Annotated in this window: 10 protein-coding genes; 6 read left to right on the top strand and 4 right to left on the bottom strand. The window is 66.3% G+C overall.

Going from position 1 to position 13437, the window contains the following annotated elements; translation table 11 throughout:
- Positions 1-35 precede the first annotated feature (35 nt).
- From purB to ACVWYS_RS19890, 5 genes are all read left to right on the top strand, one after another.
- The gene (gene purB, locus ACVWYS_RS19910) at positions 36-1478 is read left to right on the top strand and encodes an adenylosuccinate lyase (protein WP_344364776.1); all 1443 of its coding nucleotides are present in this window, start codon (positions 36-38) and stop codon (positions 1476-1478) included.
- On the top strand, positions 1475-2146 hold the full coding sequence (locus ACVWYS_RS19905) for a histidine phosphatase family protein (protein WP_456507944.1): 672 nt from the start codon (positions 1475-1477) through the stop codon (positions 2144-2146). Before purB ends, ACVWYS_RS19905 begins: the two co-directional genes overlap by 4 nt.
- A 154-nt stretch (positions 2147-2300) precedes the next feature.
- A complete protein-coding gene (locus ACVWYS_RS19900; RefSeq protein ID WP_456507943.1) occupies positions 2301-7151 on the top strand; it encodes an NAD-glutamate dehydrogenase in 4851 nt (1616 codons plus the stop codon).
- A gap of 153 nt (positions 7152-7304) precedes the next feature.
- Positions 7305-7808: a GNAT family N-acetyltransferase gene (locus ACVWYS_RS19895; RefSeq protein ID WP_091248278.1), complete on the top strand. Its 504-nt coding sequence runs from the start codon at positions 7305-7307 to the stop codon at positions 7806-7808.
- A gap of 46 nt (positions 7809-7854) precedes the next feature.
- On the top strand, positions 7855-8289 hold the full coding sequence (locus ACVWYS_RS19890) for an acyl-CoA thioesterase (RefSeq protein WP_116766726.1): 435 nt from the start codon (positions 7855-7857) through the stop codon (positions 8287-8289).
- Between the two features lies 1 nt (position 8290).
- Here the strand turns inward: ACVWYS_RS19890 and ACVWYS_RS19885 are convergent, their stop codons facing one another.
- The 3 genes from ACVWYS_RS19885 to ACVWYS_RS19875 form a co-directional block, all read right to left on the bottom strand.
- On the bottom strand, positions 8291-8683 hold the full coding sequence (locus ACVWYS_RS19885; protein WP_116766727.1) for a nuclear transport factor 2 family protein: 393 nt from the start codon (positions 8681-8683) through the stop codon (positions 8291-8293).
- Between the two features lie 116 nt (positions 8684-8799).
- Positions 8800-9990, bottom strand: a complete 1191-nt coding sequence (locus tag ACVWYS_RS19880) for a 4-hydroxybenzoate 3-monooxygenase (protein ID WP_116766728.1) — start codon at positions 9988-9990, stop codon at positions 8800-8802.
- 93 nt (positions 9991-10083) lie between these two features.
- Complete coding sequence (locus ACVWYS_RS19875) at positions 10084-10863, bottom strand: IclR family transcriptional regulator (protein ID WP_116766729.1); 780 nt, start codon at positions 10861-10863, stop codon at positions 10084-10086.
- Positions 10864-10995: 132 nt separating this feature from the next.
- Between ACVWYS_RS19875 and ACVWYS_RS19870 the strand changes: the two genes are divergently transcribed.
- Positions 10996-12300, top strand: a complete 1305-nt coding sequence (locus ACVWYS_RS19870) for an MFS transporter (protein ID WP_456507942.1) — start codon at positions 10996-10998, stop codon at positions 12298-12300.
- On the opposite strand, the gene ACVWYS_RS19865 is transcribed toward ACVWYS_RS19870, so the two are convergent.
- Positions 12297-13379, bottom strand: coding sequence for an FUSC family protein (locus ACVWYS_RS19865; protein WP_456510308.1), 1083 nt, complete (start codon positions 13377-13379; stop codon positions 12297-12299). The two genes, ACVWYS_RS19870 and ACVWYS_RS19865, sit on opposite strands and share 4 nt — an antisense overlap.
- Positions 13380-13437: the final 58 nt, after the last annotated feature.

Here is a 13437-nt window from a genome sequence, read left to right as displayed (position 1 = left end):
TAAGGCCCGGCGTCACTTCGTGAAAGAATCGGAACATGCCTGAAACTGCCGCCACAGCTGATACCCGCACGCCGTCCGGACGCCTGGCCCTCGCCGCGTCCGACCACCAGATCGCGCTCGGCCCGCTGGACGGCCGCTACCAGTCCGCCGTCGCCCCCCTGGTGGACTACCTCTCCGAAGCAGCACTGAACCGCGACCGCGTGGCTGTGGAGGTCGAATGGCTGATCCACCTGACCAGCAACAGCGTCCTGCCCGGCGCTGGCCCGCTCACGGCGGCCCAGCAGGAGCAGCTGCGCGCGATTGTCACGGAGTTCGACGCCGCGTCAGTCACCGAACTGGCCGAGATCGAGGCGGTCACGGTGCACGACGTCAAGGCTGTGGAGTACTACATCGGCCGCCGCCTGCCCGGCATCGGGATCGATCACCTGACCGCCATGGTGCACTTCGGCTGCACCTCGGAGGACATCAACAACCTCTCCTACGCCCTCGGCGTCAAGGGAGCCGTGGAGGACGTCTGGCTGCCCGCGGCCCGCGCCCTGGTTGCCCAGATCAGTGCCATGGCCGAGGACAACCGCGCGGTGCCGATGCTCTCCCGCACGCACGGCCAGCCGGCCACCCCCACCACGCTGGGCAAGGAACTGGCCGTCATTGCGCACCGCCTCAACCGCCAGCTGGACCGGATTGCCCGGACCGAATACCTCGGCAAGATCAACGGCGCCACCGGCACCTACGCCGCCCATGTCGCCTCCGTCCCTGGCGCCGACTGGGAGCACGTTGCCAAGAGCTTCGTTGAAGGCCTCGGCCTGACCTGGAACCCGCTGACCACCCAGATCGAAAGCCACGACTGGCAGGCCGAACTCTATGCCGACGTCGCGCGGTTCAACCGCATCCTGCACAACGTCTGCACCGACATCTGGAGCTACATCTCGATCGGCTACTTCGTGCAGATCCCGGTCGCGGGCGCCACCGGCTCCTCGACCATGCCGCACAAGGTGAACCCGATCCGGTTCGAAAACGCCGAGGCCAACCTCGAGATCTCCTCGGGGCTGCTGGACGTGCTGGGTTCCACCCTGGTCACCTCGCGCTGGCAGCGCGACCTCACCGATTCGTCCTCGCAGCGCAACATCGGCGTGGCGTTCGGCCACTCGCTGCTCGCCATCTCCAACGTCGCCAAGGGCCTGGACCGGCTCAAGGTGGCCGAGGACGTCCTGGCCGCGGACCTGGACACCAACTGGGAGGTCCTGGGCGAGGCCATCCAGATGGTCATGCGTGCCGAGGCGATCGCCGGCGTCGAGGGCATGGAGAACCCGTACGAGCGGCTCAAGGACCTGACCCGCGGACACCGCGTGGACGCCGCCCGGATGCAGGAATTCGTCCAGGGCCTGGGCCTGTCCGCCGACGCCGAAGCCCGGCTGCTTGCGCTGACCCCCGGCCGCTACACGGGCATCGCGGACAAGCTGGTGGACCACCTCAAGTGAGGCTCCTGCTCATCCGCCACGGCCAGACGCCCGGGAACGTGCTTGGGCAGCTGGACACCGCCCACCCCGGCCCCGGACTGACGGAGCTCGGCGAGCGGCAGGCCGCTGCCCTGGCGAGGTCGCTGGCGAATGAGGAGATCGGGCTGCTTTACGCGTCCACCCTGATCCGCACCCAGATCACGGCACAACCGCTGGCCGCCATGCGCAGCCTCGACATCGAGGTCCTGGCGGGCCTGCGGGAAATCGAAGCAGGCTCACTGGAGAAACTCACCGACCGCGAGTCCCACATGCGCTACTTCAGTACGGTCGCTGCGTGGACCGAGGGCGACCTGGGCCGGAGGATGCCGGCCGGGCCCAGCGGCCACGACTTCTTTGAACGCTTCGACGACTCGATTGCCCGGATTGCGGCCGCGGCCGGGTCAACTGCCGGGTCCGGCGCTGTGGCCGTGGTGAGCCATGGCGCCGCCATCAGGGTCTGGGCGGGCGTGCGGGCCGTCAACGTGGAACCTGAATTCGCTGTCCGCCACGTAGTTGCCAACACCGGCATTGTGGCTCTGGAGGGCGATCCCGACGCCGGATGGCGGCTCATCCACTGGGACGAGAGCCCCGTGGGAGGCCTGGCCCTGGCAGACCCGACGGCGGAAGATCCCACCGGCCGTCCGGCGTAGCGGGCGGCGCGCACCCTGCGGCGCGTTCCCTGCGGCGCGCACCCTGCCCACAGGGGCTGGACTGCACCCCTCAACGCGGCCATGATGAAAGCAGGCGCGGGGATGGAATGGCCGGCGGCATGCGGTTGATCCCGCGCAGTGGAGGCGCAGGCTTATGTCACCCAAATCTGCACATCCGGGGCATGCGCGCGCAAGCATCCTCGACGGCCTCGATGAACAGTTCCTCGCGGAGTACTACGAGCACGTAGCGCCGGAGGACCTCCAGGGCTACAGTCCCGAAAACCTGGCGAAGCGGGCCAGGCGCCATGCGGAACTTGCGGGCAGCCACCGGGCAGGCACGGCCATCGTAGACGTCTTGAACGAAAGCGATGCCAGCGTACTGCTGGTGGTTGCCGACGCCATACCGCACCTGATCCATTCGCTCACCGCGGAACTGACGCGCCAAAACGAGTCCATCCGGTTGCTGGTGCATCCCAATTTTCTGGTGCGGCGCGATCCCCGTACCGGCCGGTTGTTGGAAGTACGGCACGGGTTGCCGCAGTCCGCACCGACGGGCCGAATCCCGGGCATTCCGGGCGCCCCCGAGGCCGCCCAGATCCCGCCGGGTTGGTCGTCCGAAATCTGGGTGGCGGCAGAGATAGGCCGCCTGCCGGGGCCGCGGGCCATCGCGGAGCTTACGGATAACGTGCGGCGCGTCCTGGCGGACGTCCAATTGGTCGCTGATGACACCCCCGCCATCCACGCCAGTCTCGCGCGCACCGTCGGCTCCTTGGAGCGGCTGCCGGCGGCCACGGCTCCGACCCCGGAGCAGCTCGTGGAGCTGCTGGGCTGGCTGGACCGGGGCAACTTCACGTTCTTGGGTTACAGCGAATATGAATACTCGACGGCGGAGGGCCCGGATGTCGTGACGGTGCGGGCCGGCACGGGGCTGGGCCTGCTCAGGGACGGACGGCCGGAGGCCCGCCAGCCCGTCACGGGGCTCCCCCATGCGCAGGTTCTCACGCTCTCCATCTCGGATCTGAGATCGTCCGTCCCCCGCCCCGCTTACCTGGATGAAATCCTCGTCCGGACTTTCGGCAGCGCGGGGACGGCCACGGGAGAAGTGCGGTTTGTGGGCCTCTTCGCTCCGGGCGCCACGGGCCGGTCCGTGCGGCGCATCCCGGTCATCCGGGACAAGGTTCGCGCCATCCAGGAAAACTTCGGCTTCACCGAATCATCCCACCAGGGCAAGCAGCTTCTCACCGTCCTCGAGTGCTTCCCGCTGGACGAGCTGTTCCACCGGGACCTGGCGGAACTTTCCGGGCTGGCCCGTGAGATCCTGCGCCTGCAAGCCCACCACCAGACACGGGTGTTCCTGCACGCTGACAGCTACGGCCGCTTCATGACCGCACTGGTCTTCCTCCCCCGCCACAGGTACAGCACCGCCGTCCGCCTCCGCATCGAACACGAGCTCAAACAGGCCTTCCAGTCCTCCTCGCTCGAATTTGAAGTCCGGCTGAGTGAATCCCCCATGGCCCGCGTCTTCTTCCGGATCCTGCTGCCTCCCGGCGCGATGCCCGACGTCGATCCCGCTGCACTGGAGCGGAGCATTGTCAGCACAACGCGGACCTGGGCCGAGGGCCTGGACGAAGCGCTCCGGGACAGATTGTCCACCGCGGAGAGCCGCCGGTTGTCGGCACTATGGTCCGCGGCCTTCCCGGCCAGCTACCGGGCTGATTTCGACGTCGAGGACGCCGTTGAAGACATCAGGCGGTTTGAGCAGTTCGATCTCGACGGCACAGGCGGACGGCCGCTGAACGATCCACAGCTGGCCGTTTATGTCCGCGCCAGCGCGTCCCCGACGCTGGCCGAAGACGCGCGGATCCGTCTCTACCTGACCTCCGCCCATAGCCTGACGAGGATCCTGCCGTTCTTCCACAACCTCGGACTGGAGGTCCTGAACCAGCGTCCCTTCGATGTGGTGCGCGGGAACGACCGGCCTTTGTTCCTCTATGATCTTGGCGTCCGGTATCCGGCCGGTGTGGATCCTGCCCGGACCAGCGGGCTGCTGGGGGATGCCTTCGGAGCTGCCATGCGCGGGGACTCGGAATCGGACCGTTTTGACGGCCTCGTCCTCCGGGAGGGCATCCACTGGCGCCAGGTGGAAATCCTGCGCAGCTATGCCAAGTACCTGCAGCAATTGGGCACCACGAACTCCTACGGATTCATGGCCGACACCTTGCTAGCCAATGTCCGGGCAACTCACGGTCTCCTGGCACTGTTCCGGGCCAAGTTTGACCCCGATCTGGAGGCCCCGGATCGGGTCGGGGAGACCGCCGCGGCCCGGAAGGATCTGTTGGCTGCGATCGACGACATTCCGGTCCTCGACGCCGACCGGCTGCTGCGCACCTTCATGAACCTGGTGGAATCCACGCTCCGCACCAACTACTTCCAGGGGAAGCCTCACTTGAGTTTCAAGCTCAATCCCGCCGCCGTCGCGAGTGCGCCGCTTCCGCGGCCCAAATACGAAATCTGGGTGTGCTCGCCCCGCGTGGAGGGGGTCCACCTGCGCTTCGGGGCCCTGGCGCGGGGTGGCCTGCGCTGGTCCGACCGCAGCGAGGATTTCCGCACCGAGGTCCTTGGCCTGGTCAAGGCGCAGAACGTGAAGAATTCCGTGATCGTGCCCACGGGGGCCAAGGGCGGTTTTTATCCCAAACAGTTGCCGGACCCTGCCGCGGACCGCGAGGCCTGGCTGACGGAGGGACTGGAGTGCTACCGGATCTTCGTCCGCGGGCTCCTGGACCTCACCGATAACCTCGTCACCACCGCGCAAGGCGAGACAGTGGCGCCTCCCGCGCGGGTGGTGCGGCACGACGTCGACGACTATTACCTCGTCGTGGCGGCGGACAAGGGAACCGCGTCATTTTCCGACGCCGCGAACGCGGTGGCCGAGGAGTACGGTTTCTGGCTGGGCGATGCCTTCGCGTCCGGCGGATCCGTGGGGTATGACCATAAACAGATGGGCATCACGGCCCGCGGGGCGTGGGAATCGGTGAAACACCATTTCCGCGAACTGGGGGTGGACTGTCAGGAAGAGGACTTCACTGTCGCCGGCATCGGCGACATGAGCGGCGACGTCTTTGGGAACGGAATGCTGCTCTCCCGCCACATGCGGCTGGTGGCGGCCTTCGATCACAGGCACATCTTCCTTGACCCGGCGCCGGAGGCGGAGGCCTCGTGGGAGGAACGGCAGCGGCTCTTTGCCCTCCCCCGCTCATCCTGGGCGGACTACGATCCCTCACTGATCAGCGAGGGCGGCGGCGTTCACTCCCGCCGGGCCAAGGCCATCAGCATCACGGAACAGGTCAGGAGCTCGCTCGGCCTGGAGCCGGGCATCAAGTCGCTGCCGCCCCACACGGTGCTTCAGGCCATCCTCCGTGCGCCCGTGGACCTGCTGTACAACGGCGGCATCGGAACGTACATCAAGGCCTCCTCGGAGGACAATGCCGGGGTTGGCGACAAGGCGAACGACCCCATCAGGGTCAACGGCAATGAGGTGCGGGCGAAGGTCATCGCCGAGGGCGGGAATCTGGGAATCACGCAGCTCGGACGGATTGAGGCCGCCCTATCCGGCGTCCTGCTCAATACCGATGCGATCGACAACTCAGCCGGCGTGGACTGCTCGGATCATGAGGTGAACATCAAGATCTTCGTGGACCGGATGATCGCGGCGGGAAGGATGCCGACGGCGGAACGTGCCGGCTTCCTGCATTCCCTGACGGACGAAGTGGCTCGTCTTGTTCTGGCCAACAACACGAATCAGAATGTCCTGCTCCTCAACGACCGGCACCTGGTGCGGGAGTGGAGCCCGGGCTTCGAACGGACCATGGACTGGCTCGAGAACGCCACTGACCTCGACCGCAGGCTGGAGGGCCTGCCCAGCAACGAACAGCTTCAGGACCGGCTGCGGTCAGGTGAGGGCCTGACCCCGCCGGAGCTGTCGGTGCTGGCAGCCTACGCCAAGATCGAACTGGCGGCGGAGCTCAACGCCAGCGATCTTGCCGACGACCCGTGGTTCCTGCGCGTCCTCCGCGGCTATTTTCCGCGCCAGCTCTCCGGACGCTTCGAAGCAGAGCTGCCGGGCCACCCGCTGCGCCGCCAGATCGTGTGCACTGTCGTGGCCAACGACATGATCAACCTCGGCGGAATCACGTTCGCGTTCCGCGCCATCGAGGAAACGACTGCCACGGCCGCCGCTGTCGCCAGGGCTTTTGTGGTGGCGCGCGAGGCCTATGACCTGCCGTGGATCGTTAACCGGCTGGCCGCGCTCCCCGCCGGATATCCCAACGAACACGTCGCCGAGGCGACCCTGCATATGCGCCGGGTCCTCGACCGGGCCACTCGGTGGTACGTGACGCACGACCATCGGGACCAGCCCGTGGGCGCGGCCTTGGACAGGATCATGCCAACCCTGGAACTGCTGCGGACCCGAACCCTGGACTATCTCCGCGGCTCCGACCTCGACCGTGCACAAGGAAGGCTCGCGCACTGGGACGCCGTGGGGATGCCGCGCGAGCTGGGCCTGCGCGCCTCGGACCTCTTGGAGAGTTTCGGGCTGCTGGACATCTCCCTGATCTCCGAACAGGTGCGCGAACCGATCACCACCATCGCAGACCTGTACTATGCGGTGTTCCAGCGGATCGGGGCCGCCAACCTGCTGCTCAGCATCACCGACCTGCCGCGGCAGAGCCGGTGGGAGGCCCTTGCCCGGGCCGCCCTGCGCGATGATGTGTATTCCGCCGTAGCGGACATGACGGTCTCGGTGATGCAGACCACCCAAGACCACAGTGGCGCAGAGGCCGGCACGTCCGACGCTGTGGAGCGCATCGTGGCCTGGGAACGCGGGCATCAGGAGCAGCTGGCGCGGATCAAGGACACTCTCGCGGAAGTGACCAAACCGGGGCAGGTGGATATCGCCTCAATCTCCGTGGCACTGAAGCTCCTGCGGACACTGGTGCGACGCTAGGCTGTGCTGCCCCGGATCTACCAGGACGTAGAGCCCGAAGCACTATCTGCACCACAATCCACAGTTCTCCCGACGCTTACCGGAAGGAAACACGGCGGAAACCGCTGGTGCCTAGCCTTGGACTGCATAACCCTTCGGCGAATCGAGGCAGTGATGCAGACCAACCCGCGGCTCAACATCCGTCAGGTCACTTGGGCGAACCCCGTTGGTGCGGACCTGAGGGCCGCCCAGCAGGCAGAACTCGACGCCCGCTTCGGCCGGCCCGACCACGAACCCGGGCCGCCGCCGTCGGAAGTGGACACCGCGGTATTCCTGGTGGCGCATGACAAAGCCTCGGGCCAGCCGGTCGGCTGCGGCGGCCTGCGCATGCTGGACGCGCGCACTGCCGAAATCAAGCGCCTCTACGTTCTGCCCTACACCCGCGGCTCCGGGGTGGCGAGCTCCATCCTCGCGGCCCTCGAAGCCCACGCCCACGCGCTGGGCATCACCACACTGACCGCGGAGGCCGGCTCGGTACAGACCGACGGGCGGCAGTTCTACGAGAACTCGGGCTTTGTGCCCGTGCCGAACTTTGGACCGTACATCGGGGTCCAACACTCCTACTGTTACGCGAAGCCGATCGATTCGCACAGCGCCGCGCACACCGCCATGGCGTGAGGCGTCATACAACGCCGCCCGGAATGGAGTGGGCTAATCTCGCACTATGGAATCGGCCGACATCACTTTCCGCACCCGCAAATGGGTCCGTCCCGAGGACCTCAACGCCAACGGCACCCTGTTTGGCGGCAGCCTGCTGAAGTGGATCGACGAAGAGGCCGCCATCTACGCCATCCTGCAGTTGGGCAACGGCCGGGCCGTCACGAAGTACATCTCAGAAATCAACTTCGTCAGCTCGGCCGTCCAGGGCGACCTGATCGAAATGGGCCTGACCGCGACCCGCTTCGGCCGGACATCGCTGACCATGCGCGCCGAAGTCAGGAACATGATCACCCGGCAGAGCATCCTCACAATCGAGGAAATCGTCTTCGTGAACCTGAGCCCGTCCGGGAGGCCGGAGCCGCACGGATACACGGAGATCACCTATGACCGGGACCGGATTCCCACGCATCACCTGACCGGAACTCTCGAACAGGACTAAATCAGGTCCAGAAATCGTCGGCTTTGGCCGTGTCCTCGAAGAATTCCCGCCCCTCCGCGATCTGTCCGTCGCGAACCACGAACGTGATCACGGTGGGCATGTCCAGGGTTTTGCCGTTGGCTTCCCCGTGAGTTTGCTGGATTGCGACAGTGTGTTTCTCGCCGCCGACGATGTCCTGGACGTTGGCTTGGAAGTGACCTTGGGTGCGTGCTCCGAGTTCACCGAAGTAGGCCAGGATAGCGTCTCGCCCCTGTTTCGTCCCCGATAGCACGCCGCTTCCGGCAACGTGCCAGACCGCGTCCTCCGCGAACATGTCGCTGAGGGTCGCCATATCTGCTGAGTTGAAGGCCTCGTACCCGCGCCGGACCAGTTCAACATTCTCTGCGGTTCCCATGATCGGACACCTCTCCGTCATCCTTGTGGGGTCATGCTGGGACGGTTAAAGGCTAGTCCTGGCGCCGGGGCCTGTCGACGGAAATATGAGCCCGATCCGGGGCTCTGGCGGACGTCCTAGCGGGCGCCGGGCCAGCCGGTGTAGGCCTCCGCGAGGTAGGCGCGGCCGTGGCGGGACGACACCACCGAGTGGAGCTCGCCGAGCTGGCGGGCGCGGGCGAAGTCGTCGGCGTCGGCCGGGGTGTGAAGCATGGAGGTCATCCAGTAGGAGAACTGCTGGGCCTTCCACACCCGGTCCAGGGCACGGTCACTGTAGGCATCCAGGAGCACAGTGGAGCCGGTGGAATAGAAGCTGTCGAATCCCTCGAAGAGGACCCTTACGTCGTTCAGCGCCAGGTTCAAGCCTTTGGCCCCGGTGGGTGGGACGGTGTGCGCGGCGTCGCCGGCAAGGAACAGGTTGCCGTGGCGCATGGGGGCATGGACAAAGCTGCGGAATTTCAGGACCGTTTTGTCGATCACGGGCCCTTCCTTGACTTCGAAGCCGTTGCCGTTAACGCGGCTGCGGAAGGCGTCCCAGATGCGGTCCTCGTTCCAGTTGTTGACGTCCTCGTTGGGGTCGCACTGGAAGTACATCCGCTGGACCGTCTCGGTGCGCTGACTGATCAGAGCGAAGCCGTTCTCGGAGTTGGCATAGATCAGCTCGTCCGAGCTGCGCGGCGCCTCTGCCAGGATGCCGAACCAGGCGAAGGGGTATTCGTGGAAGTACCACTTGCGCTGTGCCTCGGGGATCTGGAAGCGGCAATGGCTGCGCGAACCGTCCGCACCGGCGATGAAATCGGCCTGGAGTTCGTATTCCACACCGTCCGCATCCGTGAACCAGACCTTGGGCTTGGCCTCGATGTCGTGGATAGTGGTGTCCGTGACGCTGTACCGGACGTCCCCGCCGTCGGCCTTCCGGCGTGCGGCGAGGTCCAGGAACACATCCGTCTGCGGGTAGAGCCAGACCGACTCCCCGACGAGGTCCTGGAAATCGATGCGGTGGCTTTCGCCGTTGAAACGAAGTTCAATTCCGTCATGGCGGTCGCCGTCGCGCAGCACGCGGTCCGAGACGCCGCTGTCAACGAGCATGTTCACCGAGCCGTGCTCCAGGATCCCGGCACGGACCGTCTCGGAGATCTCCTGGTGGCTGCGGATCTCGAGGACGGTGGATTCGATGCCGGCCTTGGCCAGGAGGTGGGAGAGCATGAGCCCGGCCGGGCCGGCCCCCATGATCGCTACCTGGGTGGTGATGACTTTTCGCTGTGCCATGTGCTTCTCGCTTCGTTGCGGGGTCCCGGGGGTCGGGAACTGGGCCGGTTTGGTCGTCTGGCTACCAGTGTGGACCCCGATGCGTGATACGCGTTACATTGATTCCGTTGAATGGAATTCGATGGTCTCGCGTGGCTCTCCAAGCCTCCTCCCGATCCCGCGGGCCGCGGTCTGGAGAGCGGGAACAAGCGCCTGCAGGCGCACTTCGCGGAGGGGGACGACGACGCCGAGGGCCGCCACTGCACGCTTCCTGCGGTCCAGCACGGGGACGGCGATCCCCCAGGTGTCCGGGTCCACGACGCCGGCCAGCTGCGCGTATCCCTGATGGGCAGCTTCCCCCAGAAGGGCGCGCAGATCCTCCCTGACCAGCTTGCCGGTCGGATCGCTAAACCCGTCCAGGTAGTCCATCTGGACGGCGTGGGTCTGGTTGGCCATGAGCACCAGCCCGGCGGAGGACACGTGCACGGGCATCCGGCCGGCCACCTGGGCACGGTTGGCAACAGAACCCCGGCGGGACAGCCGTTCCACGAAGAGCGCTTCCCAGCCATCCAGCACGGCGAGGTTCACGTTTTGGTTCAGCACCTGCTGGATGTCCTCCATGAAGGGCAGCGCAGCCTGGCGGAGCTCAAGCGTGGGGGAATTGCGGTTGACGAGCTCCCAAAGCCGCAGTCCGAGGCTGACCGAGCCGCCAGGGCCGACATCAAGGAGTCCATGTCCGGCGAGTTGCCGGACCAGCCTGTGCGCAGTGGTCAGGGGAAGCTCTGCCCTGGCGGCAAGGTCGGAAAGCTGCAGTGCCGTGACACCCTCCGGGAAGGCGGCAATGAGCCGCAGGATCCGGTCCACCACCGAGTCGCCGGAGGTCGAATTGGCCACGATACTCCTTCCGTTCAATGGTATGAAGTGTCCCATACAACACCGACGAGTGATAGAACTCTCACGATAGGAAAGTCCGGCCAACGCTGGCCGGGCGCAAGGAACCACGTCAAGAATAGCGCTGAGGTAGCAATGTCAATGTCGTCATTGGGCAACAAATCAAGGTGGCCCGTGTGGCTCTGCTGGCTGGCCATGGTGCTGGACGGCTTTGACCTGGTGGTCCTCGGCACGGTCATCCCGACACTCATCAAGTCGCATGAACTTGGCTTCGACGCAATCGGGGCGACGTTCGCTGCGACCATCTCCCTGGTGGGTGTGGGGCTCGGCGCGCTCTTCATTTCCCCGCTATCGGACCGCTTCGGCCGGCGGAACCTGCTGGTGGCCTGCGTGACGTGGTTCTCCATCTTTACGATCGCCGTCGTCTTCGCACCGAACGTGGCATGGTTCAGCACGTTCCGGCTGCTTGCCGGCCTCGGCCTTGGCGCCTGCCTGCCAGCAGCGCTTGCCTACATGAACGACTACGCGCCCGCCGGAACGGCTGGAAAGTCCACCACCCGGACCATGACCGGATACCACGCCGGCGCCATTGCCACCGCGTTCCTGGCCATCATGGTGATTCCAAGCTGGCGGACAATGTTCGTTGTGGGCGGCCTAGCCGGCCTTGCCTTGGTCCCTTTCCTGTGGTTCAAGCTTCCGGAAACCCTCCCGCCGGTGCACCACGTCCCCGTAGCCGCCACGTCACCGGCCACCACTACCCCGGCCAACGCCCCGGTCCGCGCGAAGGCTGCGCCGCAAACAGCGCCGGAGGACGAGCGTGCCCGTTTCCGGGACCTGGGCCGCAAACCCTACCCGCTGATCGCCGCCGGCGTGGCCGTGGCCTCGTTCATGGGCCTGCTGCTGGTCTACGGTCTGAACACCTGGCTCCCGCAGCTCATGGCCTCCGCCGGCTATAGCCTGAACGCCGGCCTCGCGTTGCTCCTGGTCCTCAATGTCGGAGCCGTGGTGGGCCTCCTGATTGCCGGAGTCCTGGCCGACCGGCACGGCACCAAGAGGATCGTTCTGCTCTGGTTTGGCCTTTCCGCCGTGTTCCTCGCCGGTCTCAGCATCCAGATCCAGAACGAAGTGGTGCTCTACGCCGCTGTCTTTGTCACCGGCGTGTTCGTCTTCAGCTCCCAGGTCCTGGTCTACGCCTGGGTCAGCCAACTCTTCCCTGCTCGACTGCGTGGCACCGCCTTGGGCTTCGCCGCGGGCGTGGGGCGGCTGGGTGCCATTTTGGGTCCGGCCGTCACCGGCGCGCTGGTCGCCGCCGGCATCGCCTACCCGTGGGGCTTCTACGTTTTCGCCGCCGCCGCGGTCCTGGCGGTTCTCGCCCTGGCTTTCGTGCCGCAGACCATCGCCGCAACGTCCCGCACTGGTGCCAGCGTCGGGCAATCCTAGGTGAGGCGCCTTGGCGCAGCCATCCCGCGACGGCCCCTCAGGCGGCGCCACGCCCCTGGCGCCAGCACGACGGCGATGCCGACGGCGGCACCGATCACGGTCTCCACGATTCTGTCGCGGAGCAGGATGCCGGGCGGTACAGGTGCCACGAGAAGCGTCGAAATCAGGGCCAGCGGCGTGACAAAGACCTGCGCCAGCATGTACTGACGCGCGATGAACATCTCAGCGCCGAACTGGCACGCGGCAATGACCAGCACCGTCTGCCACGGCGTCGGCTGCAGCAGCAGGATCCCGGCGAGCAGTACCAGTCCCACGACCGTGCCGGCGATACGCTGGAGGCCGCGGCTCACCCGGTGCCTGGTGGTGTGCCCCACGAGTGGCACGACGGCGGCCACCATCGCCCAGTAATTGTGGCCGACCCCGAGCCATTCGCCGGCGAGGGTCCCCAGCGTTCCGGCCAGGCCCGCCGCCACGAGATAACCCGCACTCTCCTGCCACGCGGCGCGCTTCTCAGCCGGCGTCAGGCTCACGGGCTTGGCCCTGACCCACGGGGTCCGGCGGCTCCGGGCCAGGCGTGAGGACTGGCCGATCAGCAGGGAGAACGCGACCGTGAGCACGGCCACCAGCATGCACTGCCACAGCGGGGGCTGGTTGGGGATCGACGCGATGGCCGCGAACGCGAAGATGTGGAACAGCGAACCCGAGGGACGCAGGCGCCACATGGCGACGACCAGGGAGCAACCGCCCGCCACCACGGTGGTGGCCGCAACCAGGAGCCAGGTGGTGCCTTCGCCCGAAAGCCCGAGGAGCCCGTCCACACGGGCGGTGAGGGCGGCCAGCAACATCACCAGGAGCATGAGTCCTCCGGCCCGCACTTGGAGCGTCAGCCGCCGGGGGTGCGGTTCATTCCGGCCGTAGATCCCGGTGAAGGCACCGAAGGAGGCGAAGATTGCCAGATCCAGCCGGCCCAGCAGCACCAGGGTTATCAGCGGGACAAAGACGCCCACGGCGCAGCGGAGGGCAACCTGGTGGTCCTTGTTGGCAGGAGCGATGGTAAACATCTCGGCGAACAGCTTCACGGTGCCGGCCTCCATAGCTTGGGGCGCCTTTCGTTGCGGTCTGTATATTACGACGGCG

The organism is Arthrobacter sp. TE12231, from assembly GCF_054062895.1.
Note: the sequence above shows the minus strand (reverse complement) of the source record. Positions and strands in the feature narration are given on the sequence as shown.

Bases quoted from the DNA above. Each gene is read 5' to 3' on its own strand.
- purB (WP_344364776.1), top strand. From the start codon at position 36: ATGCCTGAAACTGCCGCCACAGCTGATACCCGCACGCCGTCCGGACGC.
- ACVWYS_RS19900 (WP_456507943.1), top strand. From the start codon at position 2,301: ATGTCACCCAAATCTGCACATCCGGGGCATGCGCGCGCAAGCATCCTC.
- ACVWYS_RS19895 (WP_091248278.1), top strand. From the start codon at position 7,305: ATGCAGACCAACCCGCGGCTCAACATCCGTCAGGTCACTTGGGCGAAC.
- ACVWYS_RS19890 (WP_116766726.1), top strand. From the start codon at position 7,855: ATGGAATCGGCCGACATCACTTTCCGCACCCGCAAATGGGTCCGTCCC.
- ACVWYS_RS19885 (WP_116766727.1), bottom strand. From the start codon at position 8,683: ATGGGAACCGCAGAGAATGTTGAACTGGTCCGGCGCGGGTACGAGGCC.
- ACVWYS_RS19880 (WP_116766728.1), bottom strand. From the start codon at position 9,990: ATGGCACAGCGAAAAGTCATCACCACCCAGGTAGCGATCATGGGGGCC.
- ACVWYS_RS19870 (WP_456507942.1), top strand. From the start codon at position 10,996: ATGTCAATGTCGTCATTGGGCAACAAATCAAGGTGGCCCGTGTGGCTC.